22 protein-coding genes, 1 pseudogene and 2 riboswitches are annotated in these 25,250 nt (G+C 36.9%); of the genes and pseudogenes, 6 read left to right on the forward strand and 17 right to left on the reverse strand.

Translation table 11 applies throughout. The features are described from left to right. Positions 1–247 precede the first annotated feature (247 nt). The 6 genes from HMPREF3116_RS00765 to HMPREF3116_RS00790 all read right to left on the reverse strand — a co-directional run bounded on the left by HMPREF3116_RS00765 (position 248) and on the right by HMPREF3116_RS00790 (position 7,092). Complete coding sequence (locus tag HMPREF3116_RS00765; protein WP_070466948.1) at positions 248–1,426, reverse strand: ABC transporter substrate-binding protein; 1,179 nt, start codon at positions 1,424–1,426, stop codon at positions 248–250. A gap of 334 nt (positions 1,427–1,760) precedes the next feature. Further along, the gene (locus HMPREF3116_RS00770; RefSeq protein ID WP_070466950.1) at positions 1,761–2,858 is read right to left on the reverse strand and encodes an SLC13 family permease; all 1,098 of its coding nucleotides are present in this window, start codon (positions 2,856–2,858) and stop codon (positions 1,761–1,763) included. Between the two features lie 149 nt (positions 2,859–3,007). Next, positions 3,008–4,144, reverse strand: coding sequence for a glycerate kinase family protein (locus HMPREF3116_RS00775; protein WP_070466951.1), 1,137 nt, complete (start codon positions 4,142–4,144; stop codon positions 3,008–3,010). A gap of 657 nt (positions 4,145–4,801) precedes the next feature. After that, a complete protein-coding gene (gene thiD, locus HMPREF3116_RS00780; protein WP_070466953.1) occupies positions 4,802–5,626 on the reverse strand; it encodes a bifunctional hydroxymethylpyrimidine kinase/phosphomethylpyrimidine kinase in 825 nt (274 codons plus the stop codon). Next, the gene (gene thiE, locus HMPREF3116_RS00785; protein WP_070466954.1) at positions 5,627–6,256 is read right to left on the reverse strand and encodes a thiamine phosphate synthase; all 630 of its coding nucleotides are present in this window, start codon (positions 6,254–6,256) and stop codon (positions 5,627–5,629) included. It lies immediately after the preceding gene. Beyond that, positions 6,253–7,092: a hydroxyethylthiazole kinase gene (locus HMPREF3116_RS00790; RefSeq protein ID WP_070466956.1), complete on the reverse strand. Its 840-nt coding sequence runs from the start codon at positions 7,090–7,092 to the stop codon at positions 6,253–6,255. The genes thiE and HMPREF3116_RS00790 overlap by 4 nt, the downstream gene beginning before the upstream one ends. 182 nt (positions 7,093–7,274) lie before the next feature. Beyond that, a riboswitch (TPP riboswitch) is annotated at positions 7,275–7,365 on the reverse strand. Between the two features lie 152 nt (positions 7,366–7,517). Between HMPREF3116_RS00790 and HMPREF3116_RS00795 the strand changes: the two genes are divergently transcribed. Together HMPREF3116_RS00795 and HMPREF3116_RS00800 are read left to right on the forward strand one after the other, a co-directional pair. Then, positions 7,518–8,015: a GNAT family N-acetyltransferase gene (locus HMPREF3116_RS00795; RefSeq protein ID WP_070466958.1), complete on the forward strand. Its 498-nt coding sequence runs from the start codon at positions 7,518–7,520 to the stop codon at positions 8,013–8,015. Positions 8,016–8,089: 74 nt separating this feature from the next. Further along, on the forward strand, positions 8,090–8,377 hold the full coding sequence (locus HMPREF3116_RS00800) for a YkvA family protein (RefSeq protein WP_083272698.1): 288 nt from the start codon (positions 8,090–8,092) through the stop codon (positions 8,375–8,377). A gap of 90 nt (positions 8,378–8,467) precedes the next feature. Here the strand turns inward: HMPREF3116_RS00800 and HMPREF3116_RS00805 are convergent, their stop codons facing one another. Next, complete coding sequence (locus tag HMPREF3116_RS00805; protein WP_246819003.1) at positions 8,468–8,728, reverse strand: winged helix-turn-helix transcriptional regulator; 261 nt, start codon at positions 8,726–8,728, stop codon at positions 8,468–8,470. A gap of 274 nt (positions 8,729–9,002) precedes the next feature. Between HMPREF3116_RS00805 and HMPREF3116_RS09320 the strand changes: the two genes are divergently transcribed. Both HMPREF3116_RS09320 and HMPREF3116_RS09325 read left to right on the forward strand, forming a co-directional pair. Next, positions 9,003–9,389: an alpha/beta hydrolase gene (locus HMPREF3116_RS09320; RefSeq protein WP_371440291.1), complete on the forward strand. Its 387-nt coding sequence runs from the start codon at positions 9,003–9,005 to the stop codon at positions 9,387–9,389. 38 nt (positions 9,390–9,427) lie between these two features. Further along, on the forward strand, positions 9,428–9,874 hold the full coding sequence (locus HMPREF3116_RS09325; protein ID WP_371440292.1) for an alpha/beta hydrolase: 447 nt from the start codon (positions 9,428–9,430) through the stop codon (positions 9,872–9,874). A 114-nt stretch (positions 9,875–9,988) separates the two neighbouring features. Here HMPREF3116_RS09325 and HMPREF3116_RS00815 read toward each other — a convergent pair whose 3' ends face one another. Further along, positions 9,989–10,573, reverse strand: a complete 585-nt coding sequence (locus HMPREF3116_RS00815) for a TetR/AcrR family transcriptional regulator (protein ID WP_070466962.1) — start codon at positions 10,571–10,573, stop codon at positions 9,989–9,991. A gap of 180 nt (positions 10,574–10,753) precedes the next feature. Between HMPREF3116_RS00815 and HMPREF3116_RS00820 the strand changes: the two genes are divergently transcribed. After that, positions 10,754–11,455: an ABC transporter ATP-binding protein gene (locus HMPREF3116_RS00820; RefSeq protein ID WP_070466963.1), complete on the forward strand. Its 702-nt coding sequence runs from the start codon at positions 10,754–10,756 to the stop codon at positions 11,453–11,455. A gap of 13 nt (positions 11,456–11,468) precedes the next feature. Continuing rightward, positions 11,469–15,422 carry an FtsX-like permease family protein gene (locus HMPREF3116_RS00825; RefSeq protein WP_070466965.1) on the forward strand — a complete coding sequence of 1,318 codons (3,954 nt, stop codon included), beginning with the start codon at positions 11,469–11,471 and terminating at the stop codon, positions 15,420–15,422. A gap of 157 nt (positions 15,423–15,579) precedes the next feature. Here the strand turns inward: HMPREF3116_RS00825 and HMPREF3116_RS00830 are convergent, their stop codons facing one another. From HMPREF3116_RS00830 to HMPREF3116_RS00870, 9 genes and pseudogenes are all read right to left on the reverse strand, one after another. Continuing rightward, on the reverse strand, positions 15,580–16,422 hold the full coding sequence (locus tag HMPREF3116_RS00830) for a glycosyltransferase family 8 protein (protein WP_083272699.1): 843 nt from the start codon (positions 16,420–16,422) through the stop codon (positions 15,580–15,582). 137 nt (positions 16,423–16,559) lie between these two features. After that, positions 16,560–17,939 (reverse strand): M24 family metallopeptidase, encoded by a 1,380-nt coding sequence (locus tag HMPREF3116_RS00835; RefSeq protein ID WP_070466968.1) that lies wholly within the window; start codon positions 17,937–17,939, stop codon positions 16,560–16,562. Positions 17,940–18,087: 148 nt separating this feature from the next. Further along, positions 18,088–18,561, reverse strand: a complete 474-nt coding sequence (ribE, locus tag HMPREF3116_RS00840) for a 6,7-dimethyl-8-ribityllumazine synthase (RefSeq protein ID WP_070466970.1) — start codon at positions 18,559–18,561, stop codon at positions 18,088–18,090. Between the two features lie 18 nt (positions 18,562–18,579). Beyond that, positions 18,580–19,776 (reverse strand): bifunctional 3,4-dihydroxy-2-butanone-4-phosphate synthase/GTP cyclohydrolase II, encoded by a 1,197-nt coding sequence (locus HMPREF3116_RS00845; protein ID WP_070466972.1) that lies wholly within the window; start codon positions 19,774–19,776, stop codon positions 18,580–18,582. Continuing rightward, positions 19,777–20,379, reverse strand: coding sequence for a riboflavin synthase (locus HMPREF3116_RS00850; protein ID WP_070466973.1), 603 nt, complete (start codon positions 20,377–20,379; stop codon positions 19,777–19,779). Next, positions 20,360–21,474, reverse strand: a pseudogene (ribD, locus tag HMPREF3116_RS00855) (bifunctional diaminohydroxyphosphoribosylaminopyrimidine deaminase/5-amino-6-(5-phosphoribosylamino)uracil reductase RibD). Before ribD ends, HMPREF3116_RS00850 begins: the two are co-directional and overlap by 20 nt. 120 nt (positions 21,475–21,594) lie before the next feature. Next, positions 21,595–21,716, reverse strand: a riboswitch (FMN riboswitch). A 117-nt stretch (positions 21,717–21,833) separates the two neighbouring features. After that, entirely contained in the window at positions 21,834–23,663 is a 1,830-nt protein-coding gene (locus HMPREF3116_RS00860) for an RNA-directed DNA polymerase (RefSeq protein ID WP_210382467.1), read from the reverse strand. Between the two features lie 244 nt (positions 23,664–23,907). Continuing rightward, complete coding sequence (locus HMPREF3116_RS00865) at positions 23,908–24,927, reverse strand: PTS fructose transporter subunit IIC (RefSeq protein WP_070466977.1); 1,020 nt, start codon at positions 24,925–24,927, stop codon at positions 23,908–23,910. A 14-nt stretch (positions 24,928–24,941) separates the two neighbouring features. Continuing rightward, on the reverse strand, positions 24,942–25,247 hold the full coding sequence (locus tag HMPREF3116_RS00870) for a PTS fructose transporter subunit IIB (RefSeq protein WP_070466978.1): 306 nt from the start codon (positions 25,245–25,247) through the stop codon (positions 24,942–24,944). Between the last annotated feature and the right edge of the window lie 3 nt (positions 25,248–25,250).

Here is a 25,250-nt window from a genome sequence, read left to right on the forward strand (position 1 = left end):
ACAAGTCATATTATACGCCACTTCTTCTTATCATCCTATGGTTATGATAGCACCTTTCAAATAGACAAGAATTGATTTGCAGCGATTGCATTCCCTGATACGAGTGATTATTTTAAAGTATTAAAATGCGTTTTCAGTCAAAAGATAATAAAAAAATATCAAAAAGGATCACGACTAAACCATCGTGATCCTTACCAATTTATAGTGCTAACTATCCTGTATGCGCATTCTCTCAAAGCATATGGTTTTAATTTGCTTCTATCGCTTCTACAGATGAAATTTCACCTTCTGAATAGCCCACTACGAACGAATCCATTACCGGGTTGTGATCTTCATCAAATGAAATATTACCTGTTACGCCTTCAAAATCTTGTGTTTCTTCAAGTGCATCGCGGATGGCTTGTGGATCTGTAGAACCTGCACGGTCGATTGCATCAGCGGCCAACCTAGCAGCGTCATATCCACCAGCTGAGAATAAATCTGGTTCAGTATCGTATGCTGCACGGTATCTCTCTGCAAACTCATTGGCTGCATCTGATCCATATTCACCTGTTACAAAGATTGTTGCATAGTAAAAGTCAGTAACATTTTCAGCACCAGCTAAGTTGATAAATTCATCATTACCTAATCCATTTGGTCCAAGAATTGCTGCATCAATACCCATTTCACGCGCTTGTTTCACAATTGCCCCACCTTCTGGATAATAGCCCGCAACAAATAATACGTCTGGTTTTTTTCCTTTGACGTTGTTTAAGATCGAGCTAAAATCAGTATCCCCTGATAGGAATGATTCTTTAATGACAACATCACCAGAATAGTCTTCTTCAAATTGAGATGCTAAGTTTTGTCCGTAGTCTGAAGAGTTATCTTGTAAAATAGCAGCCGTATCCCAACCTTTTTCATCTGCAAATTGCCCAAGCGCAGCTGTTTGATTAGAGATTTGGAAGGCAATTTGGAAGATATATTCAAATACATTCCCTTGTGAATCTAAAGTTAAATCGTCAACAGTTGCTGACGGAATGATCATTGGCACTTGAGCATTCTCCGCTGGTTGAATAGCAGCTTCGGTTGATGCAGCAATATCAGAAGCTAATAAGAGAGAAAGATTTTCATCTCCAAGCAAACGCGTAGCTTCATTAGCAGACTCTTGAACATTTGATTTATTGTCGGTCACTACATAATTGATCTCTTTACCATCAATTCCACCAGCTTCATTAATTTCATTAAAAGCAAGTGATGCCCCATCATTAATGTAAGAACCATAAGCTGAGGCTGATCCAGTTAAACCAAAGTCTCCACCGATATTAATTGTTTCAGAATCTCCATCAGCTGAACTAGAGCTGCTGTTTGATGTCTGCGTTACCGAACCACATGCAGCTAACGTTGCTGCTGATAATAGTGTTAAACCAAATTTCTTAAAATTCATACTTTTCCTCCTATAAAACAAACCCAATTTATACAAACCATCAATCCTTGCTTTTATAATAAAAACAAAGTTATACCAAATAAAAAAGCTCCCCTAAATGGGAAGCTTACATCCCATTTAGTATCTCAACACAAATAGGACATATGAAATTAGCTACTGCTTAATTCCCTAAGTCCTAGATTCAATAATAATAATGACAATATTCATATTATTTTGTGTTGTGTTTAACATAATGAGATGCCTCTTTCGTTTTCTAATATAATTTTAATTTATACTAAAAAGGTCAATAATGCAAGCTTTAATTAAACAATAATGATAAAAAAGTGAGAAAAAGTTACCATGGAAAGAATAGCAAGACTAAAATCGCGATAAAAATCACATTTATGATGGTAAAAACTTTGAAATAAGCTTTTGCATTCATAGACATAGCATTTCTAATAATAGTAAAGCCGATTAGATTCGCTAAGGAAGCAACCATCGTCCCTAAACCACCAATATTTACTCCCATCAATAAACTATAGGCTTGGTCAGTAAATGGTGATACGAGTATCGTTGTAGGTACATTTGAGAAGGCTTGTGAGGCCACTAAACCAGTTAGGTAAGCCATTCCTTCGCTTGAAATATTGGCCGATAACCAAGATTGGACAAGTGATAGATCTGTGATATTCCCTACTAAAATAAAGAAGGCAGCAAATGTCAGCAACAACAAGTAGTCCACCTGCAATAAATACCGCCAATTAGTTAAGACAACATAGGCAGTAATAAAGGCTACAGTCCAGAAAATATTCAATAAGCCAAAAATGGCGATAACCATTAAAATCATCCCAATACTTGCTTGTATAACGACTGACCGGTCAACTGACTCCTCCTTCACTTCCGTGTGTGCTACCTTTTTTTCAACGAAGAAAGTAGTTGCCATCACTAAAATAAAGCCCGCCACCATTAAAGGTAGTGTCCACCACATAAATGTTACAAAATCTACTTGATAGGCTGAATAGATAATGAGGTTTTGTGGGTTGGAAAAGGGGAAAAAGACCCCTCCCAAGTTAGCAGCCACTACAATCAAAGCTGCGCCAAGTATGCGGCCTTTGAATTTAGGTAAGTGACGCAAGATATTTAAGTAAATGGGCAATAAGGTCAAGACGGCAATATCATTAGATAGTAGAAAAGAGCCAAAAAATGAGGATAAAACCATAGATTGGACAATCACTTGACTATTACTAGACCAGTCAATTAATTTAATCGATGCCCAGCGTAGTAATCCTGAAGCTTGGAAAAGAGCCAGTACCACCATCAAACCAAATAAACTCACTAATACATCATACTTTATATAGGTAAAATCAAAGCGGCCAAAGACCACACTCACTAAAGCTAAAGTGGTCGCAATCACAAACAGCAAATGCTGTTTTATCCAGATATTTAATTTCTTCATTCATAAAACCTCTTATAGTTGTTTTCTTCTAAAAAAAGCCACCTGCCTAAAAATTGGCGGTGACTCCGTTAATTGCTTTATTATTCTAGCAAAAGATTGGGGAAAACCCTAGGGATTTTTATTTGCTAAAACTGGTAGAAATTAGCACTTTAATATAGGGCACGGATAACATTTTCAGTTGTTAATGGTAAGTTATCTTTGGCATTTACTATTAGGTCATCCAGAGTAGCTGCACCTGGTGCAATACCAAATACTGCGTCAATACCTTCTGTATATAATTCATCAATCCCTGTACCAACGTTTCCCGCCAAAGCAATCACTTTTTTATCCGGGTTAACTGCTTTAAAGGCTTGGGCTACACCATAAGGGGTTTTACCAAATTTTGTTTGAAAATCGATCCCGCCTTCACCAGTAATGCAAAGGTCACACCCGACTGCAAACTCTTTAAACTTCGCATATTCAAGGACAATTTCAATCCCAGTATGCATTTCTGATTGGGTAAAAGCCAATAAACCTGCTCCTAACCCGCCAGCATCACCTGCGCCTGGTGTATCAATCATATCGACAGCTAAGTCTTTTTTCAGAATTTCAGCGTAATGTGCGAGATTTTGGTCTAAGGTTTGAATCATTTCTTTAGTTGCCCCTTTTTGCGGGCCAAAAACATTGGACGCACCGTCTGGTCCACAAAGTGGGTTATTAACGTCTGATGCAACGATTAGTTTCACCTTTTTTAGAGCTGGATGGACTTGACTCATTTGAATGCTGGCTAATTGATTTAAACTACCACCACCGTATGGAATTTCATTGCCATCACTATCTAATAATTGATAGCCTAAAGCTTGTGCCATACCAGCACCGCCGTCATTTGTTGCTGATCCGCCAATCCCTAAGATAATTTCTTCTATACCTTGTTCAATACAAGCTAGAATAAGTTGACCTGTACCATAGGTTGTTGTTACTAAAGGATTCTTTGTTTGTTCATTAACATAGCCGATACCAGAAGCTTCAGCCATCTCGATGACAGCTGTTCTACCATCCCCTAAAATGCCATAGCTAACAGTAACTGGTATCCCCAAAGGTCCAACTACTTCTAGTTGGTGGAGGGTACCTTCAGTGGCATCAACTAGAAATTGTACGGTACCTTCACCGCCATCTGCCATTGGTAAAGAGACAATTTCTGCATCCGGTAAAGCCCGTTTAATCCCTGTACTAATTGCTTCACAAGCCTCTAAAGCTGTTAAACTACCTTTATACGAGTCAGGGGCTACGAGTATTTTCTTGTTCATACCTTCTTCTCCTTTTTATTCTTGATTATAAAATGCCGTAAATAATAGTGGCAGCTGTAGCGATTGATAGACCGATGATTGCTGAATACCATGGAATTACCATTTCCATTATGTCACTCCTCTATATATATATATTTATGCACACTTTGATTGCGCTTACATGAATATATATTAGAACAGAAGAAAGCATTTTACTATAGGGGTATAAACAGACATTTTTGTGCACTTGACCAATCAGCGATTCCATTTAATCCCCTTATTCAGCATCTTATAAATATTTCAATAACTTGAAAGTACTATTTTGTTGTGGTAGATTACGGCTTAATCGTACGGTTACAAGTTCGCGCTATTTAGAAAGGAAGTTATTTGTTGCATTTACACAAGAAACTTCGTCGCTTTACCAATAGCTCAATATGGAATGTAGTCTTCAGAATCATTGTAACCACTATTTTAATTTCAGCTTTATTTACTCAAGATAGCCTCTGGAAAACAATTGCAAATCTCTTGGTGATTACTTTCCTCATCATAGATACAGTCTATGATATTAAAGTACGTAAATTGAAGAAATAACAAGCAGAAAATCCATAAAATATAATAAAGACCCACACTCGCGTAAAAATATATTTTACACAGTGTGGGTCTCTTTCGTTGTTCTTATTATTCACTTTCAACTAACACATCATCTGACAAATCAGCCCAGTGGTTGGTTGGCCCGTGCCCATGACCGACATCGATGCTATCTGCGATTGCGCCTTGAATAAACTGCTTAGCAATCACAATCGCTGCTTTCAATTCACTGCCTTTAGCTAATTCAGCGGCAATAGCGGCAGATAATGTATCGCCTGTCCCGTGAGTATTTTCTGTTTCAACGCGAGGACTAGATAACCATAAAATTTCGCCATCTTCCATAAGCACTAAATCCCGAGCTCTAGCGTCTTTAGCGTGACCGCCTTTTATGATGACGTTTTTAGCGCCATATCCTTGTAATTTTAAACCAGCCACTAACATATCCGCTTCTGATTCTATAGACATGTCCGCGATGATCTCAGCTTCTGGAATATTTGGCGTGACCAAAGTCGCTATAGATAGTAACTGGTTTTGAATCGCATTTATGGCGTCTTGGTCTAAGAGCTGATGTCCGCCCTTAGCTACCATGACAGGATCAACAATTAATGGCCCAAAGTCCACCTTTTTTAAATTATTTACGACATTTTCTACATATGCACCGTTAAATAACATACCTGTCTTCACAGCGCCAATCTTAAAATCTGCTACAAGTGAGGCAAATTGTGCATCAATAAAGTCCAATGGTACCGGTAAAGATGACTGAACACCTAAAGTATTTTGCGCTGTCAATGCGACTACAATGGACATCCCAAAAGCTTTGCGTGCTTGGAAGGTCTTTAAATCCGCTTGAATGCCTGCTCCACCACCTGAATCAGAACCTGCAATCGTCACCACTTGTGGTGTTGTATTTACCATTTAGTTCACCTCCAAGATTTCTGTTAAATTAGCCCGTAATTGCCTTACTCGGTCAGGCACACTATCCGCTAACATAATTTCAGAAACCACTGAAATCCCTGCAATGCCTGTGTCTTTTAGTTCATCCATGTTGTCTAAATGAATACCTCCAATAGCCACAATAGGTATCGGCACTTTGCTTGTAATCGTCCGTAAAGTTTCCTTGGTCACTAAAGAAGAATCTTTGGTAGTGGTAGGGAATATAGCGCCAACGCCTAAATAATCTGCCCCTTGTTGATAAGCTTCTTTTGCCCTGTCTATGGTTTTGGCTGAAACCCCTAAAATTTTATTTGAACCGATCAGTTTTCGTACAACATCTACAGGTAATTCATCATCACCAATATGAACACCAGCAGCATCCACTGCCAATGCTAGATCTACCCGGTCATCAATAATTAAAGGTACGGCATATCGGTCCGTAATCGCCTTTAATTTTAAAGCCAGCGCATATGCATCACGACTTGTCGCTGTCTTATCACGGTATTGCACTAGGGTAACACCAGCTTTAATCGCTTCTTCAACCACTTGTAAAAAAACGTCTTCATGGTAATCAAACGCATTGGTCACGAGGTATAATCGATAATCTATCATAGTTGACCTCCTTTAATTGCTGTTAGCCAATCATCTGATTCCAACAAGAGTGAAAGGTTATTTAATGTTGCTTGTCTAAAATCAGCTAAACCCTTCGTTTTTACGTCTGCTTTTTCCCCACATAAATTAAAATATGAAACTGCCAAGATCACTGATTCTAATACCGGTTGTCCACTCGCAATGATAGCTGTCACTAAGGCACCGACAATGTCCCCTGTTCCTGTAAAGCGGCCAAGTGCATCGACGCCATTTTTTAAATAATAAATACCAGAATTATCCACAACAATATCAACTGGGCCAGTCGCTAATAAGCAAGTATCTTGCTGGTTAGCTACCCATGCTTGCATAGCTTGTCCTAGTTCCACTAAGGCCGTTTCATTTTGGTCAGCTTCACCTGCGTCCACGCCACGTCCTGATGAACCTAGCCCACAGAAAGTCCGCATTTCAGATAGGTTCCCTTTGATAACAGTTGGTTTTGACCTGCTAATTTCCTTGGCTAACTCATTGCGCATTGGGCTAGCGGATACCCCAACTAAGTCCAATACAAAAGGCGTCTTCGTTTCGTCAGCTGTTCTTGCTGCAAGTAAGATATTGCGTATTTTTTCAGGTGATAAACTGCCTATATTTAATAAAGCACCATCATTTTGGTCGAAGAAGACAGCCATTTCTGCCTCTTGATCTGCCATTACCGGTGCTGCCCCCACATACAATAAAGCATTGGCTACTGATTCCACTGTCACGGTATTCGTTAGGCACTGAATCAAGGGGTTCTTGATTAGCGGGAATGGGTTGGGTAATTTGGGTAAAGTCTTTAAAGTGTATAAATCAATTGTCATTACAATTATCCTTTCAATGTTTCAAATAATATTGTTTAGAAATCCTAGCTGATTACAAGCTTGCTAGAAAGCTTTTGGAAAACAAAAAATCCCCCTTTCCTGTCAGTATTCGACAAAAGGGGGGAAATAGTTCGTCCAAAACTACAATTGAAAGGCATAAAAGCCAATAAAATCATATTTCGACAATATTTACTACATTTTCCTTCGCCAGTATTAACTGTATCAGGTTCCATGGGTATAATCTCAGCTGTCACAGCACCCCAAATGTCTCTTTGAATACCTCTATTCAAACAATCTTTCCAAGGAATGTCAACCCTTACAATACAACAAAACCTATAATAGAAAGTAATCTGATATTGAATGCATTTGCTATGTATAGGTAGAATAAATAGGCTTAATTAATGAAATTTTAGGAGGTCTTATATATGAAAGAATTTGTAAACTACACACAAGTCAATATTGAAACATTAACAGAAATCTGGAACGATATATTGACGGACGGTGTTGCTTTCCCAGGATTAGACCTCTATTCAAATGAAGATTTTGAGAATAAACTTGCGTCTTATAGCCAAGTTGAAGTCTTGTTAGTAGACGGCCAAATCGCTGGCTATTATCTCATTAATCCGAATAATGAAGGCCGAGCTAGTCACGTTGCAAACGGGACTTATGCAGTCGCAAAAGGATTCCGCGGTCAAGGTTTAGCTAAAGATTTAGTTGCACAGTCAATTGAGGAGGCTAAAGCACACGGTTTTAGAGGTATGCAATTCAATACTGTTGTCGTTGAAAATAAGGCTGCAATCCATACTTATGAAAAATTTGGCTTTAAAATTGTAGGCACCATTCCAGGCGGATTCCAAGTCAAAGACGGTCGCTATGTTGATATGCATGTAATGTATCTAGACTTAACGAAAGCAAATGTTTAAATTAGGTCTTAGGACGGATACAATAAACCCTTTTTCCGATTAATATATAGTCATGAGAAAGGATGATGTATGTAATGAAACAAACGTCAAAAATGACCTTAGGCAAGTTCGCCAAAGCCTTGTTTAATAAGGAAACACCGACTTATATTAAGGCAATTACTGGATTGGCTCTCGCTTATACCATCTTCCCTGCTGATATATTACCAGATATTTTCGGACCTTTAGGCTTTGTGGATGACGCTGCCGTAATCGGTATTTTAACGACAATTGCCATGTCCTTATTAGATAATTACAACGAGAAAAAAGCTACTGAAACAGTAAATACTTATACAGACTTTGATCCAGATAAAGTCATAAACTAACCAACAAAAAAACTATATCTACCTCCAAAAAAGCCGTGACGCCCACTACCCCGGGAATCACGGCTTATTTATTATTTCTATAAAGTTTAACTATTTAATCACTGCGAATCCAGCCATCCAAGTAATCTCTTCTCTTGATGCAGGGTGATTTATAAAAATCCCATCTGCTTCTAGTTTACGCAAGTTCTCCGTCAATACTTTTTGATTAATACCTTCAATCGATCGGTGCAATTCATTAAAACGATAAGTCCCCTTTAATAACTCACGAATAATTAAGACCTTCCATTTATTCCCAATCAAATCGACGGTTGTCGCCACTGGACATACAGGTAAATCTTCTTTTGCTAACATCTTATCACTTCACTCATACATTGTACCCTAACAATTTGTCAAGTAACGTATACTTTCAATGTGCCCTTAGAAAGTGAAATGTCATCTTTAAAACTATACAATAGATGATAGATACGTTATGATATCGGTAATATTTTTATAGACTTTTTACATATATCTCCCGCTTTTAGTATGATAATTGCTGGTTCAGGTTTTCTATTATTATTCATCTTACTTACAATTAAAGCAGTTTCGATCAAACGAAAAGAAATGAAAGTAAAAGGAGTGCTGCCTCATGAAAATTGATGTTGAAAAAATGCGCAAAGAATTTAAAGAAGGCGATGCCAAAAGAGATGCAGGTCTAGTTGAACCTACATCCATTGAGAAGTTTCGTGACATTTCTTATGGTCCTCATGGTATTGAGAATAGTTTGGATGTTTACTATCCAATTGGCACAAGTCAAAAATTACCAACCTTAATTCATATTCATGGTGGTGGCTTCTTTTACGGCGATAAGGAACTTTATCGGTTCTACACCATGTTTTTAGCTACCCAAGGCTTTACAGTCATTAATTTCAATTACCGTCTCGCACCAGACCATATTTACCCAGCACCACTTGAAGATATCAATCAAGTATTACAATGGGTGATTAAAAACAACGAAGCATATTATTTGATTTAGACAATTTATTTTTATTAGGCGACTCTGCAGGAGGTCAACTGACGCAGCAGTATGCTACGATAGTTTCAAATGCCGATTATCAAAAATTGTTCGATTTTGAAGTAGCAAAAGTCCAATTTAACGCTGTTGGCTTAAATTGTGGTGCCTACTACATTGGCAATAATATCGGTTCTGCTGATGACTTTCCATATTACCTCGATGAAAAAATGACTGATCAACTAAAAGCGCAGTTACCTGTGGAACAATATATTACTAGCAATTTTCCGCCTGCTTTTGTCATGACTTCAAGTCATGATTTCCTTAAAGAAGCTGGTATCAAATTTGCCCAGTTTTTAATCGCTAAAGGGAATGAAGTCTACTTTAAAATCTACGCTAATACAGACGGGGCTGAATTAAACCACGTCTTCCATATCGACCAAAAGTCAGCTATTGCTAAGGAATGCAACCTTGACCAACTTGACTTCTTTAGAAAACATATGCATTAGAAAAACCATATAAAGCCAGTAATCATGTTCATCATAGTTTACTGGCTTTTCTATCATCGGAAAAAATATGTATTTATTAAAAACGATGCTCAATTCTTTATCCGGTATATTTCTCTATAATAACAATTCATATGGCGATAATAGTTTCGCTTTAGTAATCATGTGCGCAATTTCTTCTAGTGATTCTTTGCCATCTTTTTTAATCCATAGGGTAATAATGCCTACTATGGATGATAAGAGAATTTCAATCGCATAGTCTTCCGGTAAATCTATTTTCTCAAATTTTAATCGATTGGATTGTTTTATTTTGATATCAATAAGTTGCCCGATAATCGACTTTAGGGTTTGCATAAAATTGGGGTCTCCACCTGGGCTGGCAATCGCTTTTACAAATTTAAATTCAGCTTTTACATAGACTAAAGCTTCTAAAATCTCTTCATAAGGAATCAATTGTGGGACTTCTCCCACTTGATCTTGATCCGGATCTTTTAAAATGATGGCCTCTAAATCATACATCACTTCTTCTTCCAGTTTATTCATTAAGTCATACTTATCTACATAATGTAAATAAAAGGTACCACGATTAATATCACAACGACGTGCGATATCACTCACTGTCATCGCTTCAAAACCCTTTTCGTGCACTAGTTCGATAAAGGCTGCTTTTATTTTCTCCTTGGTTTCCGTCTTTCGATTCATCTATTCTCCTACTTTCTTAAAATAGACAGATTTCTTAAAAGCGTTGAGAAATCAACACTTTTTTGAGTTTTGTTTATTGATTTTCTTGCACATTAATCATATACTCTCTAAGTAAATAAATCAACACGTTGTTCATTAGTTTGGACATGTTAATTTATATTTATAAGGAAGGAAATGAAAATGAGTTATATAGAGGTCATTAATAGTTCTAAATATTATCACATGGGTGAAAATGTGATTACCGCAAATAATGAAGTGAATTTTTCAGTTGAGGAAGGCGAACTAGCTATTATTTTAGGTTCATCCGGTGCCGGAAAATCCACTATGTTAAATATTCTTGGCGGTATGGATACCAATGATGAAGGACAAGTAATCATTGACGGTAATGATATCGCCACTTACAGCAAAAAACAATTAACCAAATATCGCCGGGAAGATGTGGGCTTTGTTTTCCAATTTTATAATTTAGTCTCTAATCTAACATCTAAGGAAAATGTGGAATTAGCTTCTGAAATTGTAAAAGATGCAAGTGATCCTATCGAAGTATTAGAGGGTGTAGGTTTAGGACATAGAATTAACAACTTCCCTGCCCAATTATCTGGTGGTGAACAACAACGGGTATCAATTGCTAGAGCGGTTGCTAAAAAACCAAAAATCTTACTATGTGATGAGCCAACAGGTGCTTTAGACTTTGAAACAGGTAAACAAGTCCTACAAATTTTACAAGATATGAGTCGCAAGAATGGTGCCACTGTAGTTATCGTGACACATAATGCAGCCATTGCACCTATTGCTGATAGAGTTATTCACATGCGTAACGCTACAGTGGAATCTATTGAAGTAAATGATGCACCTGAAAATATCTCAGATATCGAATGGTAGGTGACAAATAAACATGAAAAAGAAAATGTTATGGAAGGATATTCGAAAATCAATCACTAAATCTAAAGGTAGATTTTTCTCTATCATGGGGTTAATGTTGATAGGTTCTTTTGCCTTAATTGGTTTAAAAGTGACCGGACCAGATATGCGAGCAACTGGTGAGCATTATTTTGACGAGTTAAACGTTTCTGATATCACTGTGATTGGTTCAATGGGTATTGATGATGATGATGTTAAAATCTTGGATAAAACCTCGGGCTTGGCAGATATTGAATATGGCTATTTAAAGGATGTCACTATTGATGATAGCCATACAGCTATTCGTGTATTCTCAATGGGAGAAGATATCTCTGATTATGAATTAGTGGAAGGTCAATTACCTAAAGCAAGTAATGAAATAGCGATAGTTGCAAGCTTTGATGATCAATATCAAATAGGTGATAAAATTGACCTGTCAGAACAGGCAGATGCCTCTGGTGATACCGTTCTAAAAGAAGACACCTATGAAATTGTTGGTTTTATTTATTCTGGTGAAATTTTATCCAATCTAAACCAAGGTGCTTCTACAGCCGGAACCGGTGCCTTAAAAGGTTACGCGATTGTACCTGAATCTGCGTTTGATTCAGATGTCTATATGCTGGCTCGATTAAGATTCGATGATTTAATCAATATCGATCCTTATTCAGATACTTACACTGAAAGACTTCAAGATCACAAAGATGATTTAGATGATGCCTTAGCAAACCAACCAGAAAATCGTCTTGAAACAATTAAAAATGATTATCAATCGGAAATTGATGATGGCCAAAAACAAATTGATGATGCCAAGAAGAAATTGGCAGATGGACAAGCACAACTAGATGATGCCAAACAACAATTAATTGATGGTCAAGCTGAAATTGAAGATGCACAAAATCAATTAGACACTAAAGTAGCTGACGCCACTGCACAAATTAATGATGGTGCCAATCAAATTGCGAATGCCCATGCTACAATTGATGATAGTCAAGCACAATTAGATGCTGCTAAAGCGCAGTTAGCTAATGGGCAAGCTACATTGGACGAAAAGTGGAACCAACTACAAGATGGTAAAGCTAAATTAAACCAAGCAAAGAAACAGTTAAATGATAGTCAAAATCAGTTAACTGCCGCAAGAAGCCAATTAGATCAAGGGCAAACGGCGATTGCTAATGGCTATAGTCAATTAGCTGAGAAGAAAGCCCAAATAAATAGCGCCGAAGCAGAAATTGCCAAAGGCAAAGAAACGCTCAATAACAAACAAGCTGAGTATGACAATAAGTATAGTGAATACACGAAAAACTTAAATGCTTTTGAGGAAAAACAAGCTGACTATGAAGCAAAAGCCAGTCAAGTAGCAAACGCACAAAATCAACTTGATCAAAACAGTCAAGAATTGGCAAATGGAAAAGCAAATTATGAAAAAGGTATTCAAGCTTTAACCGAACAAATCACTAGCCTACAAAATAAATTAGATGCAGGCGATTTAAATGAAGCTGATACTGCTGAGCTACAAGCACAAATTGCTGACCTACAAGAAAAATTAGATGCTAGCCAAAGTGAATATGAATCCTTCATGAATTCAACATACACTCCTGGAATGGCAAAAATAGAGGCTAGTCAAGCTGAGTTAAATCAACAGAAATCAGCATTAGAAAGTGCTAAAAGTCAACTAAATGCTGGCCAAGAACAATTAAATAGTGCTAAAGCACAATTAGATACTGCTAACAAACAATTAAGTGATGGTAACGCAGCATTATCTAGCAATCAAGCCAAAATTAATGATGGTAAAGCTCAAATTGAAGCAGCAACTTCTAGCTTAAGCGAGAATGAAGCCCTCTTACAAGAAAAAGAAGCGGCATACCAAGATGGCTTATCCAAATATAATGCCGGTATCCAATCTTATAATGACGGTTTAAATACTTACTATGAGGGTCTAGCACAATGGACTGCTGGTGTAGAGACATTAGATAAGAAATCAGCGGAATACCAAGCGAATGTAGATAAGTTAGCCCAAGCAAAAGCGGCATTAGCTGATAAAGAAGCGGAATTAGCCCAAGCAGAAGACCAATTAGCAACTGAATCTGCGAATGCTGAAGCCCAAATTGCAGATGCCAAAGAAAGTCTTGCTGAGGGTCAGGCAGAATACGAAGATAAAGCCGCTGAATTCGCTAAAACTAAAGCGGATGCTGAAGATGAGATAGCAGAAAAAGAAGATGAACTAGCCGAAGCACAAGAAATGGTGGATAATTTATCCTTACCAACTTATTCCGTAAATAGTCGTCGGGAGATTCCAGGTAGCGATGGGTATAAAATCTACAGTACCATTTCAAATATTGTAGATTCCCTAGCAAATATCTTCCCAATCTTCTTATACTTCGTTGCTGCACTCGTTACCTTTACTACCATGACACGCTTTGTAGACGAAGAACGGACTAAATCAGGTACCTTGAAAGCCCTAGGTTATGATGACCAAGACGTTATTAAGAAATTTACTTTCTACGGTTTAACCGCCAGCTTATCTGGTACTATTTTAGGGATTATCTTAGGACACACCCTACTCCCTTATATTGTTTACAATGCTTATAGTGCAAGCTATACCTTGCCAGCCATTGAATTACACTTCCACTGGGCAATTTCCTTGGTTGCCATTCTTTTAGCCTTATTAGCAGCTGTTTTACCAGCCTATTTAGTAGCGAAGAGAGAATTACAAGAACAACCTGCGCAACTGCTTTTACCAAAAGCACCTAGTGCTGGATCTAAGATTTTATTAGAACGAATTACACCAATTTGGAACCGGATGTCCTTCACCCACAAAGTAACAGCAAGAAACATCTTCCGTTATAAACAACGGATGCTAATGACAATCTTTGGTGTTGCCGGTGCTACTGCCTTATTATTCTCAGGGCTTAGCGTACAATCATCTATCGGTGAAATTAACCAACGTCAATTTGGTGAATTAATCCATTACGATATGATTGTAGCAGAAAATGACTATGTCTCTGATCAACAAAATGATGAGATTAAGGATACTTTATCTTCTCAAGACATTGATCAATTCGGTGAAGTAGCATATCAAGAGCTAACAACTGTCGGTGGAAAACAAAATGATACACAAGATATCACTTTAATTTCCCCAGAAAACTTAGATGAATTTTCAGACTATATTCAATTAACTGAACGTGGTTCTGATGAAACGCTAAACTTACCTGATGATGGTGTAGTAATTTCTGAACGACTAGCTACCCTAGTAGACGCTGAAGTGGGTGATACAATTACACTTCAAGATACGAACGGTAAAGACCGTGAAATGAAAGTATCAGGAATTACAGAAATGTATATTGGTCACTTTGTCTTCGCTAGTCCACAAGTTTATGAATCAATTTACGGTGAGGATTACCAATCTAATGCTTATCTAGTCAACTTAAAAGATGATTCAATTAAGAACACAGAAAATCAAGCTGCAAAATTCATTGAATTAGACGGTGTTGCCGGTGTAGTACAAAACACTACCCTAATGAATCAAATCGATACAATTGTTCATTCATTGGATAAAATCATGACTGTTCTAATTGTTGTTGCTGGTTTACTAGGTATCGTTATCCTATATAACCTAACGAATATTAATGTTTCTGAACGGATGCGTGAATTATCCACTATCAAAGTACTTGGTTTCTTTGATAATGAAGTTACCTTATATATTTACCGTGAAACGATCGTTTTAACTGCACTAGGTATACTAGTAGGTTTCGGTATTGGTGAAATGCTCCACCAATATATTATTCGAATCGTTCCACCTGCTGATGTAATGTTTAACCCTGCACTAGCAGCGACAAGCTTTATTGTTCCAGCTGCTATTATCGGATCAATTACAGCTGTTCTAGCCTATATCATTTATAAACGTCTACAACACGTCGATATGCTAGAAGCATTAAAATCAGTCGATTAATTGGATTATTTATCCTATAAAAAAGAATCCCTAGAAGTATGCATGTATATGTTTACTTCTAGGGATTTTTTATTAGATTTCAAAGTGTCTATGACTGATTTGACGATAGTAAATAAGAATTTAACCACCATAGGTAATGAAAAAAACTTATTTCAATCTACTTTATCAAATCCTCAATACGCTTCAATTGGTTTTGATAATTAAGATAAAGACTGGTAAAGCGGTTGTCATGTTTATCGTCCCACGGTTTGGGGCCTCCACAGAAATGGAGGATTACAGTATGCGACATCACCCAGTGAATATCATGCTGAGTAAAACTTTTGGTAAAATAGCGTATATATTTACGCGTATCATAATTCCAAATTTCTTCGGGAATTTCCTTCGTATATTTGCCATACAAATGGTTGAGAATATCTTGGTCAGGTAAGAATAGTAACAGATTATATTTTTCAATCATTCGCGCAATATCTGACCATTTGACAATTTCTCTAGCTTTATCTAAATCAATCACCATCACACCAGAATTATAGTATGCATGGTCAACGTCAAGTCGCATTTGGTTTACTCGGGTAGAAACGTCCGTCAAACCAACATGTGTAGCGGCTGCTAGCATATGACCTTCTAAATCTGTTTGCCACAGCTCTAATAAGGGATTAACCACTAAAATATCTGGATCTAAATAAATCACATGTTTCATTTCTTTAGGTAATATTTCACCCGCAAGTAGGCGGAAGTACATCTCTTTTGGGTACCTATCTTCAGTTTTAGCGCTATTCCATCGGCTACCATCAATTTTAATCGCTTCAAAACCAAACTGTAAATAATCCGTTAACTTCTGCAATTCGCGAATAGTATGCGTTGCAATTGATTCATGAATCAACCAGATGCGGATGGCTTGGCCTGGATTGTTTTGACGAATCGATGTTAAAGCCACTTTTAAGGGATTCAAATAGCCTTCATCGATGGTAAATAATAATTCAATCTGTTCGTCCAAGAGCATAACCCTCCAATTTATTTATAATATTATACATATATTAACATCTTTATGGCAATTCCGTTAGGATAGTCCGTCATTATTCACTTAGAAATAGACAAAAACCCCTCAAGTCCGGTTAACCAATCTTGAGGGGGATTTTTTTATCCAAAGTAGATAGCAGTTTTTTTGTCTAATAAGAATGGTCTATAGTAGGCAAAGGTACTCGCTAAAGGTAGTAAATGTTCTGGTAACGCTAAACCTAATGCTTCTTTTAGATAATCCTTCCGTTTAGAGATTCTCGACCAAAGTTCTGGTTGTTTAATCTTAATCTCTTCGCGTAGTGCTGCGTCCGCAACCGCAATCGTTGATTCAGCCGATACACCATTGTGCCCTGCTTGTGAAGGAATAAAGTCTAATTGGAAGATGTAGCCACTTTGAATGACTGCATCAGAGTCTTGATAGAATGGTGAGCTTAACCATTCTTCGTCAGCTACTAAATGCCCTGGGCACAAGTTCCAGCCATAGGTCGCTTGCGGATAGAACTCACTAAATGCTTGGTAGAAGTCGCCACCCTTTGTACCAATAGTTAAATGATCTAACCACCACTTATACGCTTTGAAATATGGGTAAACCACTTCTTCTAAGTATCCTGGATCACGTTCTGCGAGCTGACTTTCGTCTTTCACTGCATAGCCAGACCGGCTAGACAAGCCCCCTTTATAGGCTACAGTTAATGCAACTTTATCACCATCACTTAGTGTATTATAAGTTGGATAAAGGTTCGCGCCCTTAAAGCGATCGCCAAAGGCTGCAATGGTCACAACAGAAGGATATTGTCCATCACGATTTAAGTGATTTCCAGCTTCTAACTCGCTTTGACCAATAGTTAGCTGGTTCATTGCTTCAAGAACAGCATCAGAAGCAAGGGAAGCACCATATTCATAACGAGCGATTTCCTCTGCATTGTTTGTCACACGAGCACCCTCTTTTGGATGCATATATAGTTGCGTTGCATTCACAACTTTATCAGCACCAAAAACCTCATGTATGCCGTCCACAATAAATGCAGGTACTGAATGATGGTCGTGGAAGTTATTCATATCATTCGATAAAAGCTTCCAATCTACTAAACCAATTCGTTTAGAAGCATCTACTTCAGCGTCTTTAAGATAGTCTGCGAAAGTTTTCGTAAAATCCATAGGTTGGTTTGGTAAAGAGAAGAATGGGCAAAGAATGCCTTCACTTTTTGTACGTGACATACTCGTCTTATTGAAATTCTCATTACCTAAAATCAATGTTGACGTCCCGTCTTGGTTGATTACTTGCACAGCTTCTTCAAATCGTGGAATAAAACCAGTTAAATATTCAAAGTTACTGCCGTGTTCCTTGTCTGCGTAAATCATCAATGATGAGAAGTCATATTTTCGCATCAATTGAAGCACTTTTTCTTTACGTTGAGCGAAGGTAGCGTCACTTAAAATGATAGGTTTTCCAGAATTATCCTTGGTTGGCGCTAATGTTTGTTTAAATTGAATCGTCATATGAAGTCTCCTTAATTTTTTTGCGCAAATGAACAAAAAGCTTGGGTATTACTTGAATGCGCTTTATTTTCCCAACTCCCATCTTACCATGATTGAAAATTAAAGCTAGCCTTATGGTGTTAGAGATGTTTTCATATGGCTTAATAACTTATTTTTGTTTAATTTCCTTGAATAAATTAATCATTTCAATAGCATTCGTTGCATAGGTAAAGCCAAGGTTACCAGCTTTAGTACCAGAACGTTCAATGGCTTGTTCAATATTTTCGACCGTTAAAACACCAAAGATAACCGGTAATTTATGCGTTAGACCCACTTGAGATACCCCACTTGACGCTTGATTAACCACCACATCAAAGTGACTTGTAGCCCCTCTAATCACAGCACCAAGCGTAATAATTGCATCATATTTTCCAGTCTCTGCCATCGTCGCTGCAGTGAGTGGAATTTCATAGGCACCTGGTACCCAAGCAACATCGATATTTTCTGTCAAAACGCCTGAACGTGTAAGGCCATCTTCACAACCACTTAGTAAACTCTTCGTTAGAAAATCATTGAATCGCGCAATTACAATCCCAATTTTAATATCTTCTCCGTTGTACAATTTTCCTTGAATAATGTTCATTTTCTTTTCCTCCGTATTTTATAAGTCTAATAAGTGACCCATTTTTACTTTTTTAGTGATTAAGTAGTTTTCATCATCCGGATTAGCAGCCATTTCAATACTCACGCGGTTCGCTACTTGGATGCCAGATGCCTCTAATTGTGCGATCTTATCAGGGTTGTTGGTCATCAGGTCAATAGATGTCACACCCAGTTCTTCCAACATTTGTGCAGCCGTATGGTATTCCCTTAAATCATCGGGGAAGCCTAAAGCATGGTTGGCTTCTACAGTATCCAGTCCCTCTTCCTGTAATTGGTAGGCTTTTATCTTATTGATTAAGCCAATACCGCGACCTTCCTGTCTTAAATATAAGAGAACGCCTTGGCCAGCTTCGTTGATTTTTCGTAAAGCTTCATGTAATTGTTCTCCGCAGTCACACCGGTTGGATCCCAACACATCGCCCGTTAAGCATTCAGAATGCAGACGCGTTAAGACCTGTCCCTTACCTGAAATATCCCCTTTTACCAAAGCCACATGTTCTTGATTATCTATGTCGTTGATAAAAGTATGGATAGTAAATTCACCAAATTTTGTCGGCATTTTAGCTTGTGATACATGGTGGGTATGACGCTCAGTTTTCATCCTGTAATCTTGTAACCCTTTAATGGTGATGACTGGCATCTGCCATTTCTCTGCTTGCTCAAGTAATTCGGCTTGGCGCATCATCGTACCGTCTTCGCGCATAATTTCTACACAAACTCCCACTGGATTTAGTCCAGCCAATTTCATCAAATCAACCGTTGCTTCTGTATGACCGTTTCGCTCCAGCACACCATTCTCTTTCGCCACTAATGGGAAAACATGTCCCGGGCGGTTAAAGTCACTAGGCTGACTAGCCGGATTTGCTACTTCACGCATGGTTAACCCGCGTTCTACTGCGGATACACCTGTACTCGTCTCTTTATGATCAATGGATACCGTAAATGCGGTCGTATGTGGGTCTGTATTATCATTCACCATTGGCGACAAGTTTAATCTATCAGCAGTTTCTCGGCTCATTGGCTGACAGATCAACCCTTTAGCATGAGTTGCCATAAAATTGATATTCGCTGTTGTGGCAAACTCTGCTGCACAAATTAAGTCCCCTTCATTTTCTCTATTCTCATCATCCAAAACCATAATAATTTGACCTGCTTGTAAAGCTGTTAATGCGTCTTCGACTGTTGAAAATTCCATCTAAACTCGCTCCTTCACTGTAAATTGCTCAATATATTTACCGACAATATCATTTTCTAAATTCACGATAGTGCCTACTTGATAGGTTGAAAAAATGGTTTGTTCACTCGTGTGAGGGATAATGGAAACTTTGAAACTATCTCCTTCAGCTCCAGCAACCGTTAAACTTGTACCATCAATCGCAATAGACCCTTTCATAATGATATAGCGCATTAGGTCTTTACTTGTTTGAATCGTGTACCAATTAGCGATACCATCTGCCTCAATTGCGGTGATTTTACCAATACCATCAATATGGCCACTTACAAGATGACCACCAAATCTCGCGTTTGCCTTCATCGCCCGTTCCAGATTCACTTGGCTATTGCGCGTAATGCCTTCTAAAGACGTTTTCGCAATCGTTTCTGGCATCACTTCCACTTGGAAATTGGTATCGGTGTAATTCATCACGGTCAGACAAATGCCGTTCACACTAATAGAGTCACCTAGATTGACATCGGCTACTATTTTTTCAGAAGCAATGGTCAAAAAAAGTCCTGCACGATTGTTGATAGCCTTGATACTTTCAATACGGCCAATGTCTTCAATAATTCCTGTAAACATTTAATCCACCCTACTTTCTATCAAAAGGTCTTTACCTAATGGCGTAATTGCTTGGATATCACTTGTGAGTGCTCGATTGATCTTTGGAAAACCAAAACCACTGATAGGACTATACTGATTAAAACCACCAATAACTTTAGGTCCAATATAAGTGTGGATTTCTTGTATTAAACCAGCTTCAAGTAGCGACGCGTTTAGTTTTGAGCCACCTTCAACATAAATACTTTGAATACCTTGCTGGCCCAGTTGGGTGATTAAATCAAGTAAATCTACCTTGCCATTCTTTGCTTTTACAACTAATAACTGACAACCAGCTTCTTGATAGGATTGGTGATCTTGTGGATTTTGATTGGTTGTTGCAACAATTGTTGGTGTTTCCTTAGCAGTTTTCACTAATTGGCTGGTTAAGGGCAGCTTCAAGCTAGTATCACAAACAATACGGATAGGGTTAATGCCTTCAAAGTCATCAATTCGAACAGTTAACATTGGATCATCAGCAAGCGCTGTCCCTATACCAATCATGATGGCTTGATTACTGTGGCGTTGATAATGCACATGCTCTCGTGCAGTTTTGTCCGTTATCCACTTAGAATCCCCAGTATAGGCAGCTGTCCGCCCATCTAGGGTCATGGCATATTTCATGGTGACATAGGGCTGTTGGTGGGTCATAAAATAATTGAATTTACGGTTCAAGTCTTCGCTTTCTTCAGCCAAAAGACCCGTTTCTACTTTAATATTGTGCTTTCTTAATTCCTGAATCCCTTTTCCAGCAACTAGTGGGTTAGGGTCAGTTGCAGCAATCACCACTTTTTCAATACCCGCTTCAATAATAGCTTGTGTACAAGGCGGTGTTTTGCCGAAATGACAACAAGGTTCAAGGGTGACATACATGGTTGCCCCTTTTACATCATATCCTTTTTCGCTAGCATCCTTTAATGCTTCTCTTTCCGCATGTAAACCACCATACTGCTGATGGTAACCTCGGCCGATGACTTGATCATCTTTCACGATAACTGCACCAACCATAGGATTAGACCTTGTCCAACCTTGGCCTAATTTGGCTAAGTCAAGTGCTTCTTGCATATAGTCTTTCATTCACTCATCCTTTCTCTAAACAACAAAAAATCTAGTCAGAGTGACGAAAAAAAGCCCTAGAAATTAGATTCCTAGGGCACACAAATAAACTATATAGCAATAGTATTCGTTTATTTTGTTTCTACTCTTCTTCCATCCAGACTCTACTGTCGGTCTCGGAATTACACCGAGTCAGCCCCTAACTAAAGGAGGTCGCGGACTTTACCGCCGGTCGGGAATTACACCCTGCCCTGAAGATTTTATTTGACTGTTTATGGTGATATCTTACGGCAATAAAATGAAAATGTAAACCCTTAAATGTATTTTGAATAGAAAATATACATTATAGGGTATTTAATGTTAGTTAATATTTGGAATTATTATATAAACTCAAATAACACATCATCAATAGTTCTTAGTTCAACTAGAGCAACATTTTCATCTAATAAGAGTTTATAAAACTGATTAATCATTCTTTTGCTTTTCTTCATACTAGTGTTAATATCGAGAACATAGTCCTTATTCAACTCTGATTCTACTAGTTGGCTTTTTTTGTTAGTGTTACATTTTGAAAAATGATTATTTAGTTGTTGATTTGGTATTAGATTATTCTGAATCAAATGATACATGAAATATCTTAATAACCAATATCTTTCTTGCATTCTAATGCTACCTTCATCATAATTCAAGTGAATTTCTGACAGAACATTCTCTAATATAGATAAAAGTTTTTCAACTTCATACTTTTCTTTTAACCAAAGAATTACACATAAACATTTAGAGTAATCATCGAGATCCTTAGAAAGAATATCAATTAATTTTTCTTCTGTCGCTATAGCAGATAAATCAAATATTACTGAATATAGAAGTAATTGATAAACTTCTTGATTCCAGCCATTAATAACTGAATCATCTAATTTTTGAATTAAGTTCTTTTCATTCTCTAAAACATATTCTTTAACAATCTGCTTTATTTGTTTCTTGTCAATTCCAAGTTCTACTAAGTTTTCAGTCAAATTTAGAAATTTATTAGATAAACTAGAGTCTTTTAGAGATATATCTAAAATTCTCTCATATAAATTTTGATGAGTTACATTTTCTCTCGTTAGTAAAATTTCTTGAATATAACTTCCTGTTAATTTTAAATCTTTCATTTTATTTATAATTACAGAAAATATACACTTTATAGCTCCCTTATTTTCTTTTCCTTCTTCTATTAGACAGAAATCTATAAAATTATTTATTCTATTTTTCCAACTTTCAACCTTTGTTTTCTGATTAAAATCATCAAAGTAATTAAATATATCTATTTTTTGAATATTATTTTCAAAAGGAAAAATATATTCTTTAGTTTTATTATCATTTAGTATGAGATTAAAGTCTCTACAGAGGGAATGAAAATCTGTTAAAAAAGCTTCTTTTTCTGCATCAGTAGTAAAAACAAATTTTATATCATCAACATATCTTGAATACACATATCCTCTATCCTCCATTAATCTATCTATATGACACATGTATAATTCTGCAATGATACGTGAAATTATATTTCCCACTGGTATCCCATGTGTTTCCGTATATTGACACTTCTGAATTAAAGTATCCAAATCATTCGCAAATCCTCCTCTACGTTTTGCTTTTGATTGTTGTTTCCCAGTAATTACCCAAGGAATACTGTGAGTATATAGTGTATGATAAAAGTTCGACAAATCGAGAGTTAGCATTCGATTACCTACATATAACAATCTTTGTTCAATTTGCTTTGTAAATTTAAAGTTAAAATCTAACTGATTAAAATACTTTGAAGTCGAAAACTTGTTATCTATAAAAATATTAATAAATTCCTGCTTATTCTTTTCTATGAAATAACATAGCTGTAAATAACTAAAAATATTAATCATTTTATATTCCCTTCTAGTGTACTTATTCTTGGGAATATTAAATAAAATTGGTTCTGTATCTGCATTTTTATTAGTTTCATCAAAATCAAAAAAACAACGTAAATCTTTTTTCTTAACCAAATTTGATAAATCTTGTAAATTAAAAATTCTTAGATAAAAATTTTCTGATTTTCCGTAATGCTCCTCTAATAATCTATCATTTATATTATTGGATTCAATCTTTCTCATATTAACGTCATAATAGCCATACCTAATGAGAAATGCTGTATCAAACAAAGTATCGTATAAATTTTGAATATCATGCTTCTTCAATATATACCTCCACATAAAAAAATTATTTTCTACATATGATTTTAACTTCTATTTCTAATAAAAATGTACTCATCTATCTTATATCTTGTTTTTTAGAAGACTATTTTATCTTTATCAAAAAATAAAATATTTTACTCCAGCTTATTAGTATTTTACACAATATTTAACTGATATTTCATAAATAAAAAGTAGATAGTATTTTAACTACCTACTTTTCTATAATTACAATATTTAATTATTAATTTTATTTTGCTTTCTTATCCCTAGATTTCAAGAAATTAACCATCACTGCAATGACCACACCACCCACTAAAACTGATATAACATATCCGATAATATTACTTGTGAACGGAATTGCCATAAACGTAGATAACATCGTAGGGTGTGTTGAGCCGAAGAAACCATTTAAACCTGCACCTACAGCTGTCCCCACCACGATACTAGGTATAACTCTAGCTGGGTCTGCCACTGCGAATGGTATTGTACCTTCAGTGATTCCAACTAATCCCATTACTAATGCCGTCTTACCGTTATCTCTCTCAGCATCACTATATAAATCTTTATTTAGCATAGTAGCTAACCACATACCAAAGTTTGGTAGACCAATACCGATTAACATTGCGGTACTAGCAATATAACTGCCCGAAGTAAATGCAGCAGTACCAAAAGCATAAGCAATCTTGTTGATAGGTCCCCCCATATCTACCGCCATCATAGCACCAAGTAATGCAGAGAGTAATACCGCATTAGCACCTGTCATACCATTTAACCATGTTGTCAAAGCAACGGTTAGCGCAGTGATTGGTGGCCCCACCACATACCACATTGCCACACCAACAACAGCAGTTGCTATAAATGGAATGATAATAATAGATTTAAGAGATTGAATACTTTGATGGACTGGTATTTTTTTCAACCACTGAACAAAATATCCAGTTGCTAAACCTGTAATCATTCCCCCTAAAAATCCAGTTCCCATGGAACTAGCAACTAATCCGGTAATAAATCCAGGCGCAAGTCCTGGTCGATCAGCTACTGAATATGCAATGTATGCTGAAATCATAGGAACGATAAAACCTAATCCTGATTGTCCAATCATACGGACTACTCCCCAGAAAGTATCCGTATGGTCCCATACATCTGTCCCACCAAAAATAACCGCAATTGAGGTAAGTAAACCCGAAGCTGTTACCAAGGGAATAATATAGGAAACACCACTTTGAAAATGATTTACTATCTCTTTACCAATTTTTCTTTCTGTCATGTTACTATCTCCTTCTAAATTTCATCTTCAGCTTTAGCAATAACAGATTCCCCATCACGAATAGCTTCTTTAGTACCTACTGTGATAATCTTTTTCCCTTCAAATCGATCTCGGTCTGTCACATTTGTATCAACAGCAAATATTACTACATCAGCTGAATCTACCTCTTCTTGGGTAATTCTATTTTCTACTCCCATTGCTCCTTGCGTTTCTACCTTAATTTCATACCCTTTTGCTTTCGCAGATTTTTCTAAATTTGATTTTGCCATATACGTGTGAGCTAATCCTGCTATACAGGCTGTTACTGCAACAATTTTCATAGT

The organism is Aerococcus sp. HMSC10H05 (assembly GCF_001806975.1).
Classification (GTDB): Bacteria; Bacillota; Bacilli; order Lactobacillales; family Aerococcaceae; genus Aerococcus; species Aerococcus viridans_B.